The organism is Roseobacter sp. EG26 (assembly GCF_049830555.1).
Lineage (GTDB): Bacteria > Pseudomonadota > Alphaproteobacteria > Rhodobacterales > Rhodobacteraceae > Roseobacter.
The window spans coordinates 11,440-32,086 of sequence record NZ_JBNBLH010000008.1 but is presented as its reverse complement, the minus strand read 5'-3'; the positions used below and the strand labels follow the sequence as shown (position 1 = coordinate 32,086).

The window sequence follows — 20,647 nt, the reverse complement described above, 5'->3', positions numbered from 1 at the left end:
CCATGCAATGATCCGCAAGAACAATATGAGAGAGTCCAATGAAATACATTATCCTATTTGAAGATACTGCAGACGCCGATCCGAATCTCCGAAACACTCACATGCAGGAACATCTCGCTTTCCTCGAACGCCATGCGGATGTCATTGAGGCGGCAGGTCCGCTTAACGACCCGGCAGGAAAAGGTCGGGATGGGCTCTGGATCGTGGAGGCAAAAGAGGAAAGTCGCGTCGAAGAGCTGATCAGAATGGACCCCTTTTGGCCGACTGGTTTGAGAGCATCCTTCTCGATCCTCCCCTGGACGCAGGTTTTTCGTAACGGAAAGCGGCAGATCAATCCATGATCCGCGTCCTGCAGTATCACGGCCTATGATACCCACCGGTTGGCCTTCGCGTCGCCAGGTCTGCTAGTTCGCCAGTTTGACCTGCTTTCCCCGCCATAGAATGAAAAGACCTGAAACCACAATCAGACTTGATCCAATCAGCATGGAAGTGCTTAACCGCTCTCCAAAAAACGCAACGCCAAATGCCACTCCAAATATCAGCCGTGTGTATCTGAACGGTGTTACAGCAGAAATTTCGCCAGTACGCATTGCTTTCATCAAGCACGAATACGCAGAAACGCCTGTCAACACCGCTCCCGACAAAACCAACCATGTTTTGACATCGGGTTGCACAAATGGCGCCGCTTGCCACACGGAAAACAGCACGCCAGCGACAACGATGGACAAGAACCCGTACAATCCGAGGATAGCGGTACCGAGAGAGGCAGGTGCCGCACGACTGGCAAGATCGCGTCCCGCAAACCCGATCATGCCAATAACCGCAAGGATTGACAGCGTGGAAAAACCATCGGTGCCGGGCTGAACGATGATCAAAACACCGATCAACCCCAAGAAGATCGCTGCCCATCTGCGCCACCCTACCCTTTCGCCAAAGACCAGCGCGGCACCCGCTACCACGACCAAGGGCGTTGCCTGCAGGATCACGGTTGCGGCCGACAAGGGGATCAACGAAATCGCGAGTATATAGAACAGCCGGCCGATGATTTCAAAGAACACGCGCAGGCGCATTGTGCGCGAGACGACAGCTGCTGTGAACAGAGGCTCTCTGCTGACAAGGGCCACACCAGCGAACACCAACGCGCCACCAAATCCGAACAGGATGAGTATCTGACCGATCGGTAGAGTCGCGGATGCCGCTTTGACAAATGCGTCTTCGATCGCGAAAGCTCCCATCGACGCGATCATCCAGAGGCTACCAAACAGGTTGGCACGGCGGTCGGTCGCAATGGTCAGTGTCACAGGTTTTCCTAAATCCGCTTGAACGTCTGGGTCCTGAGCAGGCTGCCCATCAACTCTCACCCGATCCCGATGCCTGAACCGAAGTGGGCCGTCAACGTGCAAGCTGTCAGCTGTTCTTGCGGTCTCGCCAATTGGCAGGCAGTGTGACGATAGCGGAACAAGCCAGAGGACAATTTCTCATGACAGTTCTTACAGGTGGCTGCCTTTGCGGGAAGGTGCGGATGACAACGTCCAGCGCGCCCTGCCGGGTCGGCATCTGTCACTGCATGGATTGTCGCAAACATCACGGAGCTCTCTTCCATGCTTCAGCCGTGTTTGAGCAAGGATCGGTGGAGATCACTGGTGAAACACAGGGCTACGCCGGACGTCATTTTTGCCCGGTCTGTGGTTCTTCGGTCTTTTCGCTGAGCGATGGCGAAATCGAAATTCATCTTGGTTCCCTGGATGCTCCTGACCAGCTGAAACCAACCTACGAGCTTTGGACCATTCGTCGTGAAAATTGGCTACCGACCTTTGCAACGACCAATCAATACCACCAGAACCGTGTCGCAGAAGACCATTCTGAGGAACATGCAGGCTGCGGCTGATCGCTGGATATCTTTCAAGACTTGCGATGACATTCCGGGCATTTCCACAAGCGCTCCAGCAGCCAGCCGCGCGATTGTGCCGGAACCAGTCACCAATGCAGAAAGAGGGAAAACACGCGATTTGACGCCACCGGAATTGCGAAGGATGGGCGTGTTTCAAACGCAGGCCAAAGCACCTGAATTTCATGTGAGCGCGCTTGAGGATAGCGAGACTACCTCTCTACTATTGCGCGAGATTTCCATGCGCAGCCTTGAGACATTCGAGAAACTCGAGCGTCTTGCGATCCGGCAACGGCTTTTTCCTTACGATCGCAGCGAACGTGCTGGCATAGCTCGTTTCCGCAGCGGCGACCGGCCTCAGACGACCGCGGCGCAGCAATGGCCGGGCCACATGATCAGCGAGATAGCCTAGGTAACACCCTGATTGAATGAGGAGAAAGAGCGCTTCTTCTTCCTGCACACGCGCCGCACGCTTCAAGCCAAGGTTTTGACCGGCTTTCATATTGGGCGAGTTGAATGCATACCCGGCATACTTGTGCCCTGAGAGGTCGAGATCAGCCGCCGACCCGTCTGGATTGGCATCAAACAGAACGTGACCCTCTCCACAGTAAAGCGTCATATGTTCAGTGTAGAGCGGTGTGTAGGCAAGCAAAGTTGACTTCCTGTGAACAGGAACAATCGCGACATCCATCGTCCCATCAGCAATGCGCGCCTCCAATGTGCTGGGGGGATCCAGCGCAATTTCCAGCGCCACATCAGGGGCAACGTGATCAAACTTTCGGATCGCCTTGTGGATGTGCGCATTGGGGTTGGTGGTCGATTGATCGAAGAGACCAATCCGTAATGTACCCGTCAAGTTAGTGTGGATGTTGTCAATCTCTGACTGAAAGCCATCAATGGAAGAAAGCAATTTTCGCGCGGCAGCAAGGACTTGCTCGCCCTCCGGGGTCAAGGAAAAGCCAGAAGGTCCGCGATTACATAACTTTAGTCCGACCCGCGCTTCCAGGTCCGATATATGCTTGGAAATTGTCGAGCGCCCGATATTGAGCTCCAACTCAGACGCAGCAAATCCACCGCACTCCGTCACCACGATGAATATTCTGACCAGCCTGATATCGATGTCACTCAGGCTGCGGATGAGCGCGAGTTTGGCCATATAAGTTTCCCCGGACTGAAACTATAGGGAGTTACGTTGCAGGTTGTCAAACCATGGTCAAGCTGTACAGTTTCCAAAGTGAAGAGCGCGCGAAGCGCGCGGTGACAACGGGAGAAAGCAAGAATGTCAATGAAACCTCCACTATCTGATCTACCGATCAAGACCGCGGAGAACGGTTTTTATCGGGGGTTCAGCGTGAACGTGACGGTGGTCAGCAAGATCATCATCAGTTTGCTCGTCGTCTGGTGTATCGTCTGGCCAACGCAGGCCGGAACAATCCTCGGCAATTGGAACACCGCTATCCTGGCGCAGTTTGCCGCTTGGTACATCTGGGTCGTGACAGCATTTGTTCTGGTCTGCATAGGTCTCGCCATCTGGCCAGCCGCCGGGCGGTTGAATCTTGGGACAGTTGGCGAAAAGCCCGAGTTTTCAAACTTCTCCTGGTTTTCCATGATGTTCGGCGCCGGGATTGGCGTCGGCATGTTGACCTGGGCTGTGGCGGAACCGGTCGCGCACTTCAAAAACAACCCTTCGGTCATCCAGGGTGTAACAACAGCACTTGATGTCGACAATGTTCGGACGGCCTATGTGTGGTCCTATCTGCATTGGGGTTTGGGAGCTTGGGCATGTTACGCGATTGCGGGCCTCGCGCTGGCGTTTTTCAGCTACCGTCGCGGATTGCCTTTGACGATCAGATCGTCGCTGACCCCGCTGTTTGGCAAATCCCTGTCTGGCACAGTCGGTCACGTCATTGATATTGTCGCGGTTGTTGCGACCATTCTTGGTGTTGCTCAGACGCTTGGTTTCGGTGTCGAACAATTCGTTGCCGGTCTGACCCGGATCGGTATTGGCGGTCTGGCGCTGGAAGATGGCTCTGCCACCACGTTGGGAATTGTGGTCGCCTTGCTCGTCATTATGGGGGCCTCAACCATGTCAGCCCTTTCCGGCGTCGGGAAAGGCATCAAATGGCTTTCGAACATCAACATGGTGTTGTCGATATTCCTGCTGGGCTTCTTCATCATCTTCGGCGCTACCTGGTTTGGCGCATCTGCGTTCTTCATAGGCATCTGGGACTATCTGGTCGCGTTGCCCTGGTTGAGCTTCAACGTCTACAGTTCTGATGGTGTCGAAGGGTCCGAAGCCTTCCTGCTAACGCAATGGCAGGGCTGGTGGCCTGTGTTCTACTGGGCCTGGTGGATCGCATTCGCACCTTTCGTGGGCTTGTTCCTGGCGCGCATTTCGCGCGGTCGGAGCATCCGCGAATTCGTGCTGGGCGCAATGATCGTACCATCGCTGATGTGCTTCGTCTGGTTCGCCTGGGCTGGCGGCACGGCCATCGATCTGGAGCTGAACGGAGGCGCAAACGGACTTATCCTTGATGCTGCCAACGGCGACAAGATCTTTGCGATGACCGAATTCATGCTGGCACCTATTGCTCAGGCATTGGCGTGGGCCATGGCCGTCCTGATCGTGGTGCTGCTGATGACGTTCCTGGTCACCTCGGCTGACTCCGCGGTGCTGATCGTGAACACGATCAACGCAGCTGGCGATGAAGGACCAAAAGCGCGTCCTCACATCCTCTTCTGGGGTGCGGCACTGGCCTTTGTGGTTGGCGGATTGCTGATCTCAGGCGGCACAGGTGCGATCCAAACGGCGATGGTGATTGGGGCCCTGCCCTTCTCGCTCGTGATGGCCCTCATGTGCATTGCCTTGATCAAAGCGATCTGGAATGACAGCCGCCGCGAGGCTGCGGGCGTTGCGACGACCATTGACCCAGAGACGATGGTCATGCCAGCGGAGTAAATCCGGCAAAACAAAAAAAACGGCCTCGGGTTAGTCCGGGGCCGTTTCTATTTTCCAGGTTTGGCTTTCACCTGCGTGCCGAGACCATTTTCGAATGGGTCGGACAATACAACGTCCCGCATGCGCGCGGGACTGTTCGATCAAATGCAGCCAATACGTTACAACTATACTGGTCGATAGAGGATATTGTGAACAGGTCGACAAGTTCAGGCGCTTGCGCCTTCGGACGTAAAAAGGTCTGTCGAAAGATACTTCAGACCTGAATCGCAAATGATAACCCCGATGGTCTCGCCCTGATGGCCGGTTCTCAGCAATTCAACCGCCCCCGCAACATTTGCACCTGCGGAAAATCCAGCGAATATCCCTTCCAGGCGCGCCAGATCGCGAGATGTTTGTCGCGCGGTGTTGCCATCAACCCGAAGAAACCCATCCCAGGACATCCCGTGCAAGAAGTCCAGGTCGGACATGGCATAGCCACCCCCTTGGATGGGATGATCGGGGTTCCTTACCTCTCTTCCTGCAAGAACTGCGGCACCTTCCGGTTCGATTGGATAGCACTTCACTTGCGGGTTTTGCCTGCGCAGATAGCGAGAGGTGCTCACCAGAGTGCCGCCCGACCCCACAAAATCGCAAAAGGCATCTATCTTTCCACCGGACTGTGTCCAAATCTCGGGGCCGGTGGTCTGCTCATGTGCATCCGGATTGCCAGTTCGGCGAAATTGGTCCGCTCTGAAGGCCCCACGCTCTTGAGTTAGCCGGGCTGCAACCCGATCGACCTCCGCCAAATCGGCACCCGACACTTCACCCGGCCTGCTGTCTGGTAGCTGATCCACTAACACCACCTCGGCGCCAAGCGCCGCCATCATCCGCGCGCGCTCTGGTGAGTTCCCTTTCGACATCACTGCCACAAAAGGGTAGCCTTTAACGCCACAAACAATGGCAAGACCCGTCCCCATGTTCCCGCTCGTCAACTCAACCACAGTTTGACCAGGTTTGAGAGTACCGTCGTGCTCCGCAGCTTCAATCACCCCGAGGGCAGCGCGATCCTTTTTTGAAAACCCGGGATTGAGGTGATCCAGTTTCGCGAGGATTGTCCCCTCGCAGCCATAGTGTTTCGTCAGCCGGTCCAAACGCACCAACGGTGTCTTCCCGATCGCCCCGAGAATGGAATCCAACGTATCCTGCATGCTGCGCCCCTATGTATGTAGATTTGCGCTCCATTGACCATGAGAAGGCGGGTTTCTCAACCTGCAAAACTTTCTGATATTCCAGCGACCACCGTTGCCATGATTGCCCATGTGAGGGACAGGCGAGGCACTATTTCCTGCTCCAACCCTCTAAACCTTCGGCCTATGCCGCCCGAACTCCCCCGGAAGTTCAATTTCAATCGCCCCTGGAACGGCCCAATTCATGATCACCGCAAAATCGCGGCAATTGGTATCATGAAAAGGAATGAAAAATGATCAAAAATGGTAAACTGGTTCTGTTGGCTGGCCTGCTTCTGCCCGGCATGGCTCTGGCCAATATCAGTGTCGGCGATGCATTGGGAACATCGGATGCCGCCGTTCGAGCCGCGCTGGAGGCGAAGGGCTACGCGATTTCCGAGATAGAGCTCGACAAGGATGAAATTGAAGTCGAAGCGATGCTCGACGGCAAAACATACGAAATTGAAGTCTCGCCTGAAACGGGCTTGATCCTTGAGATTGAACTGGACGATGAAGACGGTGCCGAAGACAGCTAACAATTTGACGGTGCGCTCGCTAGAAAGAGCGCACCGTTTCGCATTCTAAGGATCACTCCATGTCACGTGCTGCTGTTTTATGGTCGCTGTTCACGCTGCAAGCCATATGCTGCGCCTATTTCCTGATGGATATCGCATGGGATTTGCTCTGGCCCACGTCGGTCAATCAGCTGGCGGAGAGCGACGCCATCGAAGCTTTGGTGACCGTTGCGTTGTTCTTTGGCCTGACATTCACCGCGAACGAATTGCGGCAGGTCCTCAAACGTCAGGACCAGTTGGAAGACCAAATCAAAGTCGCATCAGGTGCGTTCAGCGAGGTTTTGGAGGCGCGTTTTCATGCCTGGTCTTTGACAGCAGCCGAACGAGAGGTCGCCATCCTGGCGATCAAAGGGTTTTCAATCGCTGAAATGGCAGATCTTCGGGACACAAAACAGGGCACCATCAAAGCACAATGTGCCTCTGTATACCGCAAAGCCGATGTTGCCGGGCGATTGCAGCTTCTCAGTATTTTCCTCGACGACCTGCTTGCTGATGATCTCGTCAAAACCGCCCATCAAACCCTGACATAAGGACCACATATGAACCCTTTGGGACTTTTCTTGATCGTTGTGACAGCCCTTTTCCCCGCCTATCAGCTCATCACACTCCCGGACGTGACAGATCAGGTCGCGCTCTTCTCCCAATATCTGGGCCTGGCAGCGCTCGTACTGATGGCATGGGGGCAAATCCTGTCGACACGGTTGCCAGGTATTGAGCTTGTTTTTGGCGGCCTGGATCGCATCTATGTCCTGCACAAATGGGCTGGCATTGTCGCGATGACGGCCATCCTCCTGCATGACACCATCGACGCTGAAATGCGCGGGTTGGGTCGGGAAACAGCCCTAAACGAGCTGGCTGAGACCCTTGGCGAAATCAGCCTCTACGGCCTGCTGATACTGGTTGTGATTTCTGTTGCGACCTTCATCCCCTATCATCTGTGGAAGTGGACCCACAAAGCAATGGGTGCGTTGTTTATCGCGGGAACTTTCCACTTTTTCTTCATCATGAAGCCTTTCCAGATGAGCGATCCGGCTGGTCTCTACACGAGCGCATTCTGCCTTGTCGGCATCATGGCCTACATCTGGATGATGTTGCCCGAACGGATGCGCCCGTCACACAGCTACAAAATCCTAAATCTTGAAAGAACCGGCGGTGCACTCGCGATTTCCCTAAAGCCTGATGGCAAGGGGATCGTGCCTGATCCTGGGCAATTCGGTATTTTGCGTTTCACAGGTTCCGGCCAGAGCGAGCCCCATCCTTTCAGCTTCTCCAAAATCAGCGGAGACGGCACACTGCGGGTGACCGTGAAAGCGCTGGGTGACTTCACATCCAATTTGCACAATGAACTCGATGTCGGGCAAGAGGTTCACGTCCAGGGGCCATTTGGGCGTTTCAGACTTTCAAACAGGGGCCCGGAAATCTGGATCGCTGGCGGCATCGGAATAACACCCTTTCTCGCCTGGTGCGACGCGCTGGATACGCATTCCGATCCGGTCCACCTCATTTATTGCGTCCGCTCCCCACAAGATGCTCCGCATCTGACAGAAGTTCAGGCGCTCGCGGATGAAAAACCAAACCTTACTCTGCACGTGATCTTTTCATATGAGGGCAAGCGCCTGTCAGCAGACCTGATCGCGAACATGGTCGGAACTGACCTTTCGCAGATGAAGGTCTCTTTCTGCGGCCCGGTTGCGTTGCGGCGGTCGCTTCAAACAGGCTTGCTGCGATACGGCGTCACCGCGCGCCGCTTTCACTTCGAAGAATTCGAATTTCGCACCGGCGTGGGCCTGCGACGACTGGCACTTCGAGTGTTACGGGAAAAACAGGTATCACTACATGGTTGACCGCGAGCACGGCCAGTCACCTCCATATTTTTGCGGTTTAGAGAAAAAGCTTCCTTTGGAGTGGCGACCTATCCAAACGCCCGGAAAAATCATGATCCCTCGTTCGCAGGAATGCTGTTCGTATCTCGCTGGGCGGTTGCTTTTGATAACTCTCCCTCTGCGGCTATGACGCGTTGCGGGTATCTGGTTCAGCATCGTTCTTTCAGGCGTTTCTCTGCAATCGCTGCAAGGCGCAAGATTTGCGCCGAATTGTCAGAGGCGAAACCCTGCTTTAAGTAGTTTGCGGGTAGGCTGCCCGCGAGAACCACGAGGTGTGGTCCGGTCTGAGGAGAAAGTGCTATGCGATCTGGGTTTTTGACTGTCGTTATGCTGAGTCTTGCAGCCTGTTCGCCATCCGGCGGGACCTCAGCGCAAGGGTTCATTGGTAACCTGCCTGAAGGCGTCGTGGCCATCGCAGCCCCAAACCAGGATCTGAGCGCGGTGAAAATCCGGGAAGAAGACGGATGTTACTGGTACCGTCACAAAGGGCCGGTTGAGACCACGCTGTTGCCTCTGCGCAACAAGGAGGGTCGGCCCATTTGTACACGCCCGCAGATCTGACGCGGAATAAGCCTCTCTAGCTGGCCGCCGTCAAATAGCTCTCCGCAGGGTAGAGATAAGCTGTCGCACCGGTTGAAACCTCCTCGTAGAGGTCATTGATATGCGGCATTACCATCCTCACACATCCAGAACTTGCACGGCCACCAATCGACCGCGGATAAGGGGTGCCATGAATACGCAGGTAAGTGTCACGATTCCCCACAAAGAGATACAGCGCGCGCGACCCTAGTGGATTGGCCGGCCCCCCCGGAACTCCGTCTGCAAATTCGGAATAAAGGCCAGGATCTCGCCGGATCATATCTGCGGTGGGCGTCCATTTCGGCCATCGTGCTTTGCGTCTGATATCATAAGTTCCCGGCTCATAGAGATTGCCGCGGGCTATGGCCACGCCATAACGCATGGCCGTGCCACTTTCTTCGATATGGTAAAGATAACGGGCAACTGCATCCACATGAATGTCTCCAGGGCGCAGACCTGAATTCGCTTCAACCCGTACCGGCAGGAACCGAGAATGGAGCCCCCATGGATTGGTCGTTGCAGGATCATAACCCGCAGGCGTCACGCGCGCGTCCCAAGCGGACCACTGGCTTTGCGCGGCGCCTGAACGGGGTAAGGCCGTCATGGCAACAGGTGCCGAGAACATGGCTACTGACGTTTGAATAAAGTGCCGTCTTGTCAACATTTGCAATCGCTTCCCACGGATTCGTCAGTTTCTTTCTACCGCCGATATGGTTTCGATATACTTTATCCCGGTGTTGTCAGGGGGCAACTGCGCTCACGGTTTTGTGCATCGAATGGAATTCAGAAAGACAAGTCTGGCTCGACTGCGAAACCGTGGCCTGAAGCTAGAGATTTCGCGGCTTTACCACGCAATCTAAGGCCCTCAAACTCGATGAGGTTTCACATGAAGACGGGACGCGCCTCCTCGTGGATCTCAGCGGAACAGATCGTCCGCGCGGCTTCGAACATCCGGCGCGCCATGGCTGTCAGCTGTGAACGCGCGCGCGCATCGGTGTCAGTGGTCTCGCCATGCTGCATCGGCAGGTTCACAGCACTCTTACTATTTGTTTCGCTAGAAGCAGTTTCAAAGACCGAACTGGCACTGGATTGCGTTTCCGATCCCGATACGGCTGTCTTGCATTGCGCTTCTTCGCGCAAACGCTCTTCTTGTGCAGCTTGATAAGCCGCTTGTGCTTGTTGGCGGCGCAATTCCAATTCCCTTTGACGGCGCTCTTCGGCCAGACGTCTCTGAGCCATCATCAATTTCAGCCGGCGAACGTCAGCATCCGTTCGCGCACTGACCAGATCCCAAGCTGCGTTTATTTCCGCAAGGCGTCGGTTCGCCCCCTTCGGATCCGCTTTTGCCATATCCGGATGGTATGTTCTGACGAGTGCGCGCCACGCCCTTCGAATTGTCTCATCGTCACTTCCGGGTGCGACACCCAGAATTTCGAAAGCATTCAAGAGTTCATTCATGATCAAACATCCGGTTGCCCAACGCCTTCACGCCAAAGAGCGGAAACACACGTTTTAATACAATTATTTATAAATGGGAGAATATCGGATCGCTACTTTCTTGTTAGGGGATGGTTAACGCTCTTCGGCCAGAGGAATGTGGAAAAATAGCCCCTTTGCAGGCTAGTCTACCGCCCGCTTTCCCAGCCGACGCAAAAGATCACAGATGGCTACAAGCGGTGCCAGACGCGTGGTTCAGCGCTGCGCAGAAGGTTCGAAATATCGACACCACGGCTTTGCTGGAGCTGGTTTTCAAGATGTTCCCGGCAAAATACCGAGGCCGGGATTGTTGCCTCAAACCTCGTCAGAGCCTGATCGTACCGCGCTGAGAGATAGCCAAAATTTCCCGTCGATCCGGCGATTCGACCTACAAGAGTATGAGGTAGCCCATCGGACTAGCGAACACGACCGTCCGCAATACTCATGCGCGTCCTGCCAAAAATCACAATGAAACAATGGGTTCGCTCACGTATCCGAATTGAGTGTTCACCGTCGACATTCCAATCGTGAACATTTTAATGATGGTATTTGACATGTCAGAAGTGCTGTATGAACATATCCATATGTTAAGGATAAAATTTCATGTATGATCCCAGCTCTCCGCTCATACGATCTCCCCAGCAGGGCGGCATAGTTCCAGCGCCCGAAGCAAAGTCTCGTTTTGCCGAGGATCGGCTGCTTGATGCCGTCATATGGTGCGAGATTCGCCCGGGCGAAATTGTCACCGAAGCGGATGTTATGGAACATTTTGGCCTCACCCGCGCGGCGGCACGCGCAGGGCTGACAAGACTGGGCTATGACAATTGGGCGTCACCGCAGCCACGCACCGGATGGCTTGTTCTGCCCGTGACCGGCGCATTGATCGGGCAGGTCCTCGAAGCGCGGCGCATTGCCGAACCGCTCCTGTCGAAGGCGCGACCGGATGCGGAACTTTGCACCGAATTGGAACATATTGGCGAGGTGATCAGAGCGCTGCGCCCGCGGAGTGAAGCGGCCGCCGTCGCTTCGTTCCGTCACTATGTCGACCGTGTGGACGGGTTGCTGCTGGGTGCGATCAACCCTTTCACGGCGCGGCACTTGCGCAAGCTCTGGCACCATACCGCGCGGATCACTCGGTATCTGGAAGACGAGACCGAAAGCCATATTTTTCTGCGCGACGACATCAACGATCTGATCAGCGCAGTCCTCTCACAAGACGCCGATGGCGTAATCGCCGCCCGGTTATCCCTGATAGATGCCCAGGAAGCCTTTTTCATGCGTCAGCTCCTCAAGAGCGACGCCCCTCTCACGCCCGGCAGCGGCGTGATTGCGCGGACCCGACAAAACGCTGCCAGCAACAGGAGAAACTCATGACTTCCACATTCAAGGGCCTGCTGGCGGGCGTCGCGATGGCGATCTTTGCCCTGCCCGCCTATTCCCGGGATATCACCATTGATCTGGCCGGTGAGCCATCTTCGCTCGATCCGCACGTACAATGGAACCCGGACAGCTACTACGTGTATCGCAACGTTTTCGACAATCTGGTGACGCGCAACAATAGCGGCGAAATCGTTCCGCAGATTGCCACCGCCTGGGATCAGATCAGCGAAACCGAGCTTGTCCTGACAATTCGTGAGGGTGTGAGCTTTCACGACGGAGAAGCGCTCGAGCCTTCGGACGTGGTCTATTCGGTCAAACGCATCACCAACCCGGATTTTGCCTCGCCGCAGCTCGGGCAATTTAACCAAATCATCGGCGCCGAGGTTCTGGACGGAAACAAGGTCAAACTCACGACCAACGGCCCCTACCCTGCGCTCATGGCGCAACTTGTGAAGCTCTCTATTGTACCGGAACACGTGGTCGAAGCCTTGGGCAAAGAGGCCTTCAACGCCGCACCACTGGGGTCAGGGCCCTACAAGTTCGAGGAATGGAACCGGGGTATTTCGGTCACCTTGGCGCGCCATGACACCTACTGGGGCGACAGTGGGGTTTTTGAACACGCAATCTTCCGCGCCGTACCTGACGCTGCCACCCGCCTGGCCGATCTGCAAGCGGGCACGGCGGACCTGGTCGTAAGCATTGATGCGGATGCTGCGGCACAATTGGAGGGCAATCCGGAAGTCAAAGCGCTTTCTGCGCCAACCGAGCGGGTAGGATATGTCGGTCTGAACCTCGACAAACCGCCCTTCAACGACGTCAACATGCGTAAGGCGGCGAGCCTCGCCATTGACCGTCTCGGCATCACCGAGGGCCTGTTGCAGGCCGGAGAAGTGCCGATGGCACAGATGGCCAGCCCTGCCCACTTTGGGTACAACCCTGATCTGCCACTTTTCGACTATGATCCAGAAACTGCCCGAAAAATCACCGGTGAGAACCCTGATTTGGCACAAACACCCGCCACCTTGGCAACCGCCCCGGTCTTTGACCAAAGGATCGTCCAGGCAGTTCAGCAGATGCTGAATGACGCGGGTTTCAACATCTCGATCTCGATGACGGATATGCCCACCTACCTGAACATCGTTCGCTCTGATCCGGCCGACAACAGTGAGCTCAGTTTTGGTCGTTGGTCCTGTGCCTGTCAGGACGCGGACGGAATCTCATATCCGACGCTGCATTCCGACAGCCTGTGGAGCCGGGTGAATGTGCCAGAACTCGATGCCTTGCTCGAAAAAGCGCGGGTTTCCCTCGACCCGGAGGTACGGCAGGCAGCTTACAATGAAGTCTCTGAAATCGTGCGGGAAAACTACTATCTATTGCCGATGTATCAGGCTGCTGTACTTTATGGCGCAGCGGCTGAATTGCAGTTCGAACCAACGGCGAATGAAAGCATGTTCCTCAACCGCATGAGTATTGCCGAGTAATGCTACGGTTCGCTCTGCAACGCGGCGGGCAGGCGCTGATCGCAGCTTTCGGGGTGGTGACGCTGGTCTTTTTCATCCAGCGTCTCACCGGCGATCCGATTGCATTGCTCTTGCCCGAGACCGCCACGCAGGCAGATATCGACCTCATGCGCGCCGCCCTTGGGCTCGACCGCCCGATCTGGGTGCAGTACTTTGGCTTTCTGGCCGACATGGCGCGCTTTGACCTTGGCAGCTCATTTATCCAGAACGCGCCCGTTTGGGACATTCTGCTCAGCCGGATACCCCAAACGCTGCAACTGGCCGGCGGTGCGCTGGTCGTGGCCCTGGCGGTTGGTCTGCCCCTTGGGTTGGTGATGGCCCTCACGCGGGGGCGGGCAATCTCGCGCTGGATTATGGGGCTGGTTCTGGCGTGTCAGTCTCTGCCCACCTTCTGGTCGGGCATCATGCTGATCCTCATCTTTGGCGTGCACTTGCGATGGCTGCCTTCATCCGGCACCGGCACCTTCGCGCATCTCATCATGCCTTCCATCGCGCTTGGACTTTTGTCTCTGGCAACCTTCGCCCGGATCGCACGAGCCTCCATTGTGGATGAACTTGGCAAAGACTATGTCCGCTCAGCGCGCGCGCGAGGCGTCGGAACCGGCAGGCTGGTCCGCAAACATCTGATCCGAAACGCTATGATTCCCGTCATCTCGATCACCGCACTTGAAGTGTCGCAATTGCTGGCAGGTGCCGTGATCGTTGAGACGGTCTTTGCCTGGCCCGGCCTTGGTCAGCTCACGGTGCAATCCATCGCCGCGCGTGACTTCATCGTGGTGCAGGCGGTGGTGCTTCTGGGTGCATTCGTCACGATCGGCGCCAATCTGGCTGCCGACATCCTCTATTCCATCGTTGATCCGCGCGTTAAGCTGAGCGGATCGACGTGACGGCCCGGGTTGATATCTTGCGGCCCAGTCTTCGCCCCTTGCTGGTCTGGTGGCCCGCTTTCTTGCTGGGGCTACTGGTGCTTGTGGCCATCTTTGCGCCCTGGCTTGCCCCCCTTGATCCGGATCGTCAGGATCTGCTGGGTCGCCTGAAACCACCGGGCTACGAAGGCCGGAGCGGCGCAACATTTCTGCTCGGCACCGACGAGCTTGGCCGTGATATTCTCAGCCGTGTGATCCACGGTGCAAGGGTTTCAATCTCAGTCGCCGTGCTCTCGGTTTTGCTTTCGGGGATCGTCGGCATTGCTGTCGGAATGGCTGCTGGCTATCTGCGCGGATGGACCGAAATGGTGCTCATGCGCCTTGTGGATATCTTCCTGTCGATCCCGGCCATTCTGCTCGCCATCATCACCGTCGCAGTCCTGGGCCCTGGATTTATCAACGTAATCCTCGTGCTCGCCCTGACCCGCTGGCCGCGATATGCGCGCGTAGCCTACGGTCAGACCCTCGCAGTGGCAGAGCGCCCCTTCGTACGTCTGGCCCGCGCCATGGGGGCCACGCCATCGCGGGTTCTGGCCTTGCACATTCTGCCCAACATAGTCGGCCCGCTGCTGGTCGTCGCTACCCTTGAATTCGGGCTGATGGTGCTTTTTGAGGCCGGATTGTCCTTTCTGGGGCTCGGCGTACAACCCCCCACCGCCAGTTGGGGCGCAATGCTATCGACAGGGCGCAACTATCTGGCGACCGCATGGTGGATCGCGACCTTTCCGGGGCTCGGGCTGTTTCTGCTGGTGCTAAGCGCCAATCTGATAGGCGACCGGTTGAGTGATCGTATTGGGGAGGGTCGATAAGGTGGATTTTGGAACAGAATTTCAAGGGCGCAAGGTAGTGATTACCGGGGCCGCTGGTATCATGGGCCGCGCACTGGCAGAGCATTTCGTGCAAGCGGGGGCCGAGGTCTGTTCCACCGACCTTTCAACCCAAGGCCTCTCAGGCTTTGCCGTTGCCGCAGATTTGATGACCGACGTGGGTAATGATGCGTTGCTGAATGCTGTGGCAACCCGCTGGGGGGCGCCGGACGTGGTCGTCAATAACGCGGCCATCTACCCTTCTTCCTTCCTGCTTGACATGGACGTATCGGACTGGGACCAGATCATGGCGCTGAACCTGCGAGCACCGTTCGTGCTGATGCGCGGTTTTGCGCATCAGATGATCCGTGCCGGACAGGGAGGTGCATTCATTAACATTTCTTCCGGGGCGGCGCGCAAGATGCGGCGAACTGCCGTGACCTACTGCATGTCAAAATCCGCGCTGGACCGCATGACCAAGGGCTTTGCACTGGAGTTGGCGGAATATGGCATCCGGGTGAATTGCCTTGAGCCGGGATTCGCTGCGGGCTCTTCGGTTTCGGCACTGAGCCAGGAACACATTGACCGGGTGATGGCCGCAATTCCGCTGGGGACTGAAACCGCACCGGAAGACATCGGGCAGGCCGCTCTCTTTCTCGCGTCCTCCGCCGCCAAGAATATCACCGGCACCTCCCTGGCAGTGGACGGTGGCAATTCTGCAGGCTCGATGGACGTCTATCAGCCAAAAAAGAGCGCGCTATGAACTGGAAACCCGCCCCATACCCCTGGCCTGACGGTCATCGCGCCGGAGCCTGTTTCACGGTCGATGTCGATGCCACAGCGCCTTGGCTCTGGCAGCACCGGACTGGATTGCCCAGAGGCATCGCTGCCTTGGAGCATCGTCAATATGGCCGGCGCAGAGGTCTCCCGCGTCTGATTGAGATGCTGGGTCGGCTGGACCTGCGCGCCACATTTTTTGTGCCGGGCGTCGTTGCCGAAGAGCACCCCGGCTTGCTGCCCGGCCTTGTGGAGCGTGGCCATGAGGTCGCGCTGCACGGTTATTATCACGAGCTTGTGTCGGAGACGACAGACGCGCAGTTTACCGAAAGCCTGGAAGCTTCGATCGCGCTCTTCGAAGCGCAGATTGGCGCGCGCCCGGCTGGCTTCCGCTCGCCCGCCTGGGAAATGACGCCCCATATGCTGGCAGAGCTGCGCCGCTTCGCGCTGTGGGATTCGAGCCTGATGGGTCATGATCACCCCTATCGGCTCGACGGCGTAACCGAGGTGCCCGTCCGCTGGGAAAACGATGATGCCATCTTCTTCAAGTTCCTCGGTCCCGGCGATAACCCACCGCACTCAGAGACAGAAGTTGGTGCGAGATGGACCCGTGAAGCCGCCGCGCAGGTGCGGGACGGCGGGCTTTTCATGTTGACTGTGCACGACTGGATTTCAGGGCGCGCGGCCCGGGTGGACATGCTTGAAGACCTGCTGGTGCCTCTCTGCCAGGCCGAGAGCATCTGGACGGCAACATGCGGTGAGATCGCAGCACACCATCAGAGTGTTACCGGATTTGAATATCACGCCCGACCGATCGTTCCCATCAATGAAAGGACAGGTCATGGATAGGCAAGGCGCGGATACATCCGGCCAGGCATGGGCGCTCAGAAAACCCGGTGTCAAAAGTCACGGTGGCATTGTCGCGGCGCAACATTTCGAGGCCGCAAGAGCTGGTGCCGACGTGCTTGCCGCGGGTGGGAACGCGATGGATGCCGCGGTCGTCACGACGCTTGTTCTATCCGTAGCAGAACCTTGGCTTTCCGGCCTTGGGGGCGGAGGATTTCTGCTGCACGCGACCGCTCAAGGTCAGATCGACGCCCTCGACTTCAACCTTCGCGCACCCGGCGGGATTTCGGGCGAGGACTATCCGCTCGCAGGCGGAGACGGCGGCGACTGGTTCAACTGGCCTTCGGTTAAAGATGACCGCAACCTCATAGGACCACTGTCGATCTGCGTGCCGGGTGCGGTTGCGGGTCTTGCCGAGGCATTGGCAAGACATGGCACACTGAGCTGGCAACTGGCGCTGGCCCCGGCGATTGAATATGCGGAAAGGGGCATGCGGGTTGACTGGTTTGCCGAGCTGGCATTTGCCATTGACACACCGGGGCTGTCCCGAAATGACGCCGCCCGGAACCTCTTTCTGAATGCATCCCGAAGATGTCAGGACCCCCACGATCCAACCGCAAGTCTGCTGCCGATGCCGGGCAAGGCCGCCATGCTGCGCCGATTGGCTGAGGCGGGTGCGGAGGATTTCTACAAGGGAGAGACCGCCGCCACGCTGTTGTCAGACCTCTCCGCCGTCGGGGCCAAACTTACAGCTGTGGATCTTGCACGATATGCCCCGGTGTGGACCACCCCAGCCACCCTGCCCTACCGGGACCGGATAATACATACGATGCCGGGCCTGTCCGGGGGACCGACGTTGCTTTCAGCATTCGCCACGCTTTCCCCCCATGCGCTTTCCGGGATTGGCGACGCCGATCTTGCGACACATCACGCCAATGCCATTCGCAGCGCCTACGAGGATCGGCTCACACAAATGGGCCATGCAGGCAAGCACGGCGATTGCACCAGCCATGTCTCTGTGTTGGATGCCGAGGGCAACATGGTTGCGCTGACCAACACGCTGTTGTCACGTTTCGGATCCAAAGTTGTTGCGCCATCACTCGACTTGACCATGAATAACGGCATGATGTGGTTCGATCCCCGACCCGGCCAACCAAATTCCATTGCTCCCGGAGCAACCCCGCTGGCCAATATGGCACCGGTGATCACCACCCGGGACGGCCGTCCCGAAATCGCCATCGGCGCCGCAGGTGGGCGTCAGATTTTTCCCGCAATCCTGCAAATTCTGTCGCAACTCATTGACCGGGGTGTTTCACCCGAAGAAGCGTTGCATCTGCCCCGGATCGACGCCAGCACACCCACCGTCTTGATCAACCGGCGCGCACCCACCGATACAGCAACCGCGATTTCTGCCTATCACCCGGTTCAGATCACCGAAGACTCCTTGTACCCGGTGCAATTCGCCATACCCTCGCTGGTGAGACGGGGTGCAGATGGCGCGCCGAACGAAGGGGCCGTCCACCCCACATCTCCCTGGACGGCGGCAGTGGCCGCTTCATGAGCTTGCTCGCAATCCATGATCTGGCGGTCGACGCCGGCCCGCTGTCGCTTGTGGACGGCGTGACGCTCGATGTGAACGCCGGCGAAGTAGTCGCACTCGTCGGCGAAAGCGGGTCCGGCAAATCGCTTACGGCGCTCTCAATCATGGGGCTGCTGGCCGAGGGCCTGTCCTGCAGCCGTGGCCAGATCCTGTTTGATGGCCGCGATCTGACCGAGCTTTCCAGCAGCGCGTTACAGCACCTGCGCGGCGCTGATCTGGCGATGATTTTTCAGGAGCCTGTCACCTCCCTCAATCCGTTGTTGCCGGTCGGCGAACAGGTTGCCGAAAGCCTGATCGTGCACGGTCGCGCGCGGCGCGAGGCCGCCAAGGAGGCCGTGGATATGCTACAGCGCGTCGGTATTCCGGAGCCGGAACGGCGCGCCCGGCAACTGCCAACCGAGCTTTCAGGGGGAATGTGTCAGCGGGTCATGATTGCGGCAGCGCTCATATCGCGCCCACGCTTGCTCATTGCAGATGAACCCACGACCGCACTTGACGTCACGATCCAGGCCCAGATTCTTGCGCTGATGGGGAAACTGGCGGCCGAAGAGGGAACCGCGATATTGTTGATCACTCATGACATGGGGGTCGTCGCAGAACTGGCCGACCGGGTCTGTGTGATGTACGGGGGCCGGGTGGTTGAGCAGGGAGAAGTGGCACGGCTGTTCGATGCACCAGCGCACCCTTACACACAAATGCTGTTGCGCACGATCCCCCGGCTTGAAGACCCACCCAAGCAAGACCTCTTTGCCATTCGCGGCAATGTACCAAGCCCGCTGGAGTGGCCCGCAGGATGCCGCTTTCGCAACCGATGCGACCGCGCGGGGGACGCTTGTCACGCACGCCCCCCACTCCAGGGCCAGAAGCACCGCGTCGCATGTTTTCATCCGGTAGAGGCACCGGTATGACCTTGCTGCGGATCGAGGACCTGCATGTGCATTTTCCTGTCCGTACAGGACGCTTCGGCGGCACCCCGGCACTGGTGCGCGCGGTTGATGGGGTGTCACTGAGCGTGGCAGAAAACGAAACACTTGCGGTTGTAGGCGAGTCCGGTTGCGGCAAGTCCACTACCGGCAATGCCGTGCTTGGTCTGGCACCGGTGACGGCGGGGCGGATTCTCTTCGAGGGGCAAGATCTCGCCGGGCTCGATGCCAAGGCAAGACAAAAGGCCTGGCGCGAAATGCAGGTCGTATTTCAGGATCCGGTAAGTGCGCTCAACCCTCGCCGAACCATCGCGCAATCCATTGCCGAACCAATGATCATTCACAAATGGGCAGCGGCAAAGATCACAGCGCGCGTGAATGAGCTGATGTCACTGGTTGGTCTCAACCCCGACCAACGCGACCGCCGTCCCGGCGCGCTATCAGGCGGACAACGTCAGCGGGTGGTGATCGCCCGGGCGCTGGCCCTGAACCCCAAGCTTGTTATCTGCGACGAGCCCGTCAGCGCGCTCGATGTGTCGATCCAAAGTCAAATTCTGAACCTGCTGATGCTGTTACAGAGAGAATTGGGTTTGAGTTATCTTTTCATCGCACATGATCTCAGCGTCGTGCGGCATATCGCGGATCGTGTTGCGGTGATGTACCTTGGTGTCGTTGTAGAGGAAGGCCCTGCGCTGGAGCTCTTTGCCACCCCAATACATCCTTATACCGAAGCGCTCCTGTCTGCCATTCCGCTGCCTGATCCGCATATGCGTGATCGCCGTGATCGTATTGTTCTGGAGGGAGATCTACCCTCTCCTCTCAAACCGCCCGCTGGCTGCCCGTTTGTGACGCGCTGCCCCTTGGCGGAAGACCGGTGTTCTCAAGAACGCCCTAAGCTGTTGGCGGTCAATCCGAGCCACAAAGCGCGCTGCCATGTGCGTGTGACAAACTCGAACTGAGGGCGAGGGTATACGAACTAGCGGTCGGGTTTGGATACAGCGCGCTTGATTTGAGGCCTCGAAAACCACTGTGCACCGTCATGAGGGCAATACCGCTTCCTGAACCGGCAAACCAAAAGCTTTCTTCGCCTTGTGTCATCCCGAATACCTGGCACCTTTGTGAGACCCAAAACCAATGCTGCACGGGAGGCAGATCAACCGCTTTTCAGAGGCGTGATTCGGTGTTTCTACAGGCGCGTGGGCGAGTTTTGACAAATTGTCGCAGGCATCTGACGCACCGATCACAAGAGGTCATGTATACAAATGCATGCCGTTAGCGCTGCCACCCGCATAAGCTGAAAATTT

21 protein-coding genes are annotated in these 20,647 nt (G+C 57.2%); 16 read left to right on the top strand and 5 right to left on the bottom strand.

Going from position 1 to position 20,647, the window contains the following annotated elements; genetic code table 11:
* The first annotated feature begins 38 nt into the window (after positions 1 to 38).
* Positions 39 to 341 (top strand): YciI family protein, encoded by a 303-nt coding sequence (locus tag ACOTTU_RS17405; RefSeq protein ID WP_425659907.1) that lies wholly within the window; start codon positions 39 to 41, stop codon positions 339 to 341.
* Between the two features lie 63 nt (positions 342 to 404).
* On the opposite strand, the gene ACOTTU_RS17400 is transcribed toward ACOTTU_RS17405, so the two are convergent.
* Positions 405 to 1,301: a DMT family transporter gene (locus tag ACOTTU_RS17400; RefSeq protein ID WP_425659906.1), complete on the bottom strand. Its 897-nt coding sequence runs from the start codon at positions 1,299 to 1,301 to the stop codon at positions 405 to 407.
* Between the two features lie 179 nt (positions 1,302 to 1,480).
* Between ACOTTU_RS17400 and ACOTTU_RS17395 the strand changes: the two genes are divergently transcribed.
* On the top strand, positions 1,481 to 1,888 hold the full coding sequence (locus ACOTTU_RS17395) for a GFA family protein (RefSeq protein ID WP_425659905.1): 408 nt from the start codon (positions 1,481 to 1,483) through the stop codon (positions 1,886 to 1,888).
* A gap of 223 nt (positions 1,889 to 2,111) precedes the next feature.
* Here the strand turns inward: ACOTTU_RS17395 and ACOTTU_RS17390 are convergent, their stop codons facing one another.
* A complete protein-coding gene (locus ACOTTU_RS17390) occupies positions 2,112 to 3,044 on the bottom strand; it encodes a LysR family transcriptional regulator (protein ID WP_425659904.1) in 933 nt (310 codons plus the stop codon).
* Positions 3,045 to 3,167: 123 nt separating this feature from the next.
* Between ACOTTU_RS17390 and ACOTTU_RS17385 the strand changes: the two genes are divergently transcribed.
* A complete protein-coding gene (locus ACOTTU_RS17385) occupies positions 3,168 to 4,847 on the top strand; it encodes a BCCT family transporter (protein ID WP_298919000.1) in 1,680 nt (559 codons plus the stop codon).
* A 206-nt stretch (positions 4,848 to 5,053) separates the two neighbouring features.
* Here ACOTTU_RS17385 and ACOTTU_RS17380 read toward each other — a convergent pair whose 3' ends face one another.
* Positions 5,054 to 6,034, bottom strand: a complete 981-nt coding sequence (locus ACOTTU_RS17380) for a PLP-dependent cysteine synthase family protein (RefSeq protein ID WP_425659903.1) — start codon at positions 6,032 to 6,034, stop codon at positions 5,054 to 5,056.
* Between the two features lie 272 nt (positions 6,035 to 6,306).
* Here ACOTTU_RS17380 and ACOTTU_RS17375 point away from each other — a divergent pair, with 272 nt between their 5' ends.
* From ACOTTU_RS17375 to ACOTTU_RS17360, 4 genes are all read left to right on the top strand, one after another.
* The gene (locus tag ACOTTU_RS17375; RefSeq protein ID WP_425659902.1) at positions 6,307 to 6,588 is read left to right on the top strand and encodes a PepSY domain-containing protein; all 282 of its coding nucleotides are present in this window, start codon (positions 6,307 to 6,309) and stop codon (positions 6,586 to 6,588) included.
* A 59-nt stretch (positions 6,589 to 6,647) separates the two neighbouring features.
* Positions 6,648 to 7,157, top strand: coding sequence for a helix-turn-helix transcriptional regulator (locus ACOTTU_RS17370; RefSeq protein WP_298919009.1), 510 nt, complete (start codon positions 6,648 to 6,650; stop codon positions 7,155 to 7,157).
* 9 nt (positions 7,158 to 7,166) lie between these two features.
* On the top strand, positions 7,167 to 8,471 hold the full coding sequence (locus tag ACOTTU_RS17365) for a ferredoxin reductase family protein (protein WP_425659901.1): 1,305 nt from the start codon (positions 7,167 to 7,169) through the stop codon (positions 8,469 to 8,471).
* A 339-nt stretch (positions 8,472 to 8,810) separates the two neighbouring features.
* Positions 8,811 to 9,071, top strand: coding sequence for a hypothetical protein (locus ACOTTU_RS17360; RefSeq protein WP_298919015.1), 261 nt, complete (start codon positions 8,811 to 8,813; stop codon positions 9,069 to 9,071).
* A gap of 16 nt (positions 9,072 to 9,087) precedes the next feature.
* Here the strand turns inward: ACOTTU_RS17360 and ACOTTU_RS17355 are convergent, their stop codons facing one another.
* Positions 9,088 to 9,753 (bottom strand): L,D-transpeptidase, encoded by a 666-nt coding sequence (locus tag ACOTTU_RS17355; protein WP_425659900.1) that lies wholly within the window; start codon positions 9,751 to 9,753, stop codon positions 9,088 to 9,090.
* 218 nt (positions 9,754 to 9,971) lie between these two features.
* On the bottom strand, positions 9,972 to 10,547 hold the full coding sequence (locus ACOTTU_RS17350; protein ID WP_425659899.1) for a J domain-containing protein: 576 nt from the start codon (positions 10,545 to 10,547) through the stop codon (positions 9,972 to 9,974).
* A 621-nt stretch (positions 10,548 to 11,168) separates the two neighbouring features.
* On the opposite strand from ACOTTU_RS17350, the gene ACOTTU_RS17345 reads away from it, so the two are divergent.
* From ACOTTU_RS17345 to ACOTTU_RS17305, 9 genes are read left to right on the top strand one after another with little or no spacing between them, the layout of a single operon-like run.
* Positions 11,169 to 11,939, top strand: coding sequence for a hypothetical protein (locus ACOTTU_RS17345; RefSeq protein WP_425659897.1), 771 nt, complete (start codon positions 11,169 to 11,171; stop codon positions 11,937 to 11,939).
* Entirely contained in the window at positions 11,936 to 13,426 is a 1,491-nt protein-coding gene (locus ACOTTU_RS17340; RefSeq protein ID WP_425659895.1) for an ABC transporter substrate-binding protein, read from the top strand. Before ACOTTU_RS17345 ends, ACOTTU_RS17340 begins: the two co-directional genes overlap by 4 nt.
* On the top strand, positions 13,426 to 14,352 hold the full coding sequence (locus ACOTTU_RS17335) for an ABC transporter permease (RefSeq protein ID WP_298919031.1): 927 nt from the start codon (positions 13,426 to 13,428) through the stop codon (positions 14,350 to 14,352). The genes ACOTTU_RS17340 and ACOTTU_RS17335 overlap by 1 nt, the downstream gene beginning before the upstream one ends.
* Positions 14,349 to 15,200: an ABC transporter permease gene (locus tag ACOTTU_RS17330; protein WP_425659892.1), complete on the top strand. Its 852-nt coding sequence runs from the start codon at positions 14,349 to 14,351 to the stop codon at positions 15,198 to 15,200. The genes ACOTTU_RS17335 and ACOTTU_RS17330 overlap by 4 nt, the downstream gene beginning before the upstream one ends.
* A 1-nt stretch (position 15,201) precedes the next feature.
* Positions 15,202 to 15,960, top strand: a complete 759-nt coding sequence (locus ACOTTU_RS17325) for an SDR family NAD(P)-dependent oxidoreductase (RefSeq protein ID WP_425659891.1) — start codon at positions 15,202 to 15,204, stop codon at positions 15,958 to 15,960.
* Complete coding sequence (locus tag ACOTTU_RS17320; RefSeq protein ID WP_425659889.1) at positions 15,957 to 16,823, top strand: polysaccharide deacetylase family protein; 867 nt, start codon at positions 15,957 to 15,959, stop codon at positions 16,821 to 16,823. The genes ACOTTU_RS17325 and ACOTTU_RS17320 overlap by 4 nt, the downstream gene beginning before the upstream one ends.
* A complete protein-coding gene (locus ACOTTU_RS17315) occupies positions 16,816 to 18,381 on the top strand; it encodes a gamma-glutamyltransferase (protein WP_425659887.1) in 1,566 nt (521 codons plus the stop codon). Before ACOTTU_RS17320 ends, ACOTTU_RS17315 begins: the two co-directional genes overlap by 8 nt.
* Entirely contained in the window at positions 18,378 to 19,328 is a 951-nt protein-coding gene (locus ACOTTU_RS17310) for an ABC transporter ATP-binding protein (RefSeq protein ID WP_425659886.1), read from the top strand. The genes ACOTTU_RS17315 and ACOTTU_RS17310 overlap by 4 nt, the downstream gene beginning before the upstream one ends.
* Positions 19,325 to 20,302 (top strand): ABC transporter ATP-binding protein, encoded by a 978-nt coding sequence (locus ACOTTU_RS17305; RefSeq protein ID WP_425659884.1) that lies wholly within the window; start codon positions 19,325 to 19,327, stop codon positions 20,300 to 20,302. The genes ACOTTU_RS17310 and ACOTTU_RS17305 overlap by 4 nt, the downstream gene beginning before the upstream one ends.
* Positions 20,303 to 20,647 lie beyond the last annotated feature (345 nt).

Bases quoted from the DNA above. Each gene is read 5' to 3' on its own strand.
- ACOTTU_RS17350 (WP_425659899.1), bottom strand. From the start codon at position 10,547: ATGAATGAACTCTTGAATGCTTTCGAAATTCTGGGTGTCGCACCCGGA.
- ACOTTU_RS17405 (WP_425659907.1), top strand. From the start codon at position 39: ATGAAATACATTATCCTATTTGAAGATACTGCAGACGCCGATCCGAAT.
- ACOTTU_RS17305 (WP_425659884.1), top strand. From the start codon at position 19,325: ATGACCTTGCTGCGGATCGAGGACCTGCATGTGCATTTTCCTGTCCGT.
- ACOTTU_RS17315 (WP_425659887.1), top strand. From the start codon at position 16,816: ATGGATAGGCAAGGCGCGGATACATCCGGCCAGGCATGGGCGCTCAGA.
- ACOTTU_RS17385 (WP_298919000.1), top strand. From the start codon at position 3,168: ATGTCAATGAAACCTCCACTATCTGATCTACCGATCAAGACCGCGGAG.
- ACOTTU_RS17335 (WP_298919031.1), top strand. From the start codon at position 13,426: ATGCTACGGTTCGCTCTGCAACGCGGCGGGCAGGCGCTGATCGCAGCT.
- ACOTTU_RS17390 (WP_425659904.1), bottom strand. From the start codon at position 3,044: ATGGCCAAACTCGCGCTCATCCGCAGCCTGAGTGACATCGATATCAGG.
- ACOTTU_RS17320 (WP_425659889.1), top strand. From the start codon at position 15,957: ATGAACTGGAAACCCGCCCCATACCCCTGGCCTGACGGTCATCGCGCC.
- ACOTTU_RS17345 (WP_425659897.1), top strand. From the start codon at position 11,169: ATGTATGATCCCAGCTCTCCGCTCATACGATCTCCCCAGCAGGGCGGC.
- ACOTTU_RS17355 (WP_425659900.1), bottom strand. From the start codon at position 9,753: ATGTTGACAAGACGGCACTTTATTCAAACGTCAGTAGCCATGTTCTCG.
- ACOTTU_RS17375 (WP_425659902.1), top strand. From the start codon at position 6,307: ATGATCAAAAATGGTAAACTGGTTCTGTTGGCTGGCCTGCTTCTGCCC.
- ACOTTU_RS17380 (WP_425659903.1), bottom strand. From the start codon at position 6,034: ATGCAGGATACGTTGGATTCCATTCTCGGGGCGATCGGGAAGACACCG.
- ACOTTU_RS17370 (WP_298919009.1), top strand. From the start codon at position 6,648: ATGTCACGTGCTGCTGTTTTATGGTCGCTGTTCACGCTGCAAGCCATA.
- ACOTTU_RS17340 (WP_425659895.1), top strand. From the start codon at position 11,936: ATGACTTCCACATTCAAGGGCCTGCTGGCGGGCGTCGCGATGGCGATC.
- ACOTTU_RS17395 (WP_425659905.1), top strand. From the start codon at position 1,481: ATGACAGTTCTTACAGGTGGCTGCCTTTGCGGGAAGGTGCGGATGACA.
- ACOTTU_RS17360 (WP_298919015.1), top strand. From the start codon at position 8,811: ATGCGATCTGGGTTTTTGACTGTCGTTATGCTGAGTCTTGCAGCCTGT.
- ACOTTU_RS17310 (WP_425659886.1), top strand. From the start codon at position 18,378: ATGAGCTTGCTCGCAATCCATGATCTGGCGGTCGACGCCGGCCCGCTG.
- ACOTTU_RS17365 (WP_425659901.1), top strand. From the start codon at position 7,167: ATGAACCCTTTGGGACTTTTCTTGATCGTTGTGACAGCCCTTTTCCCC.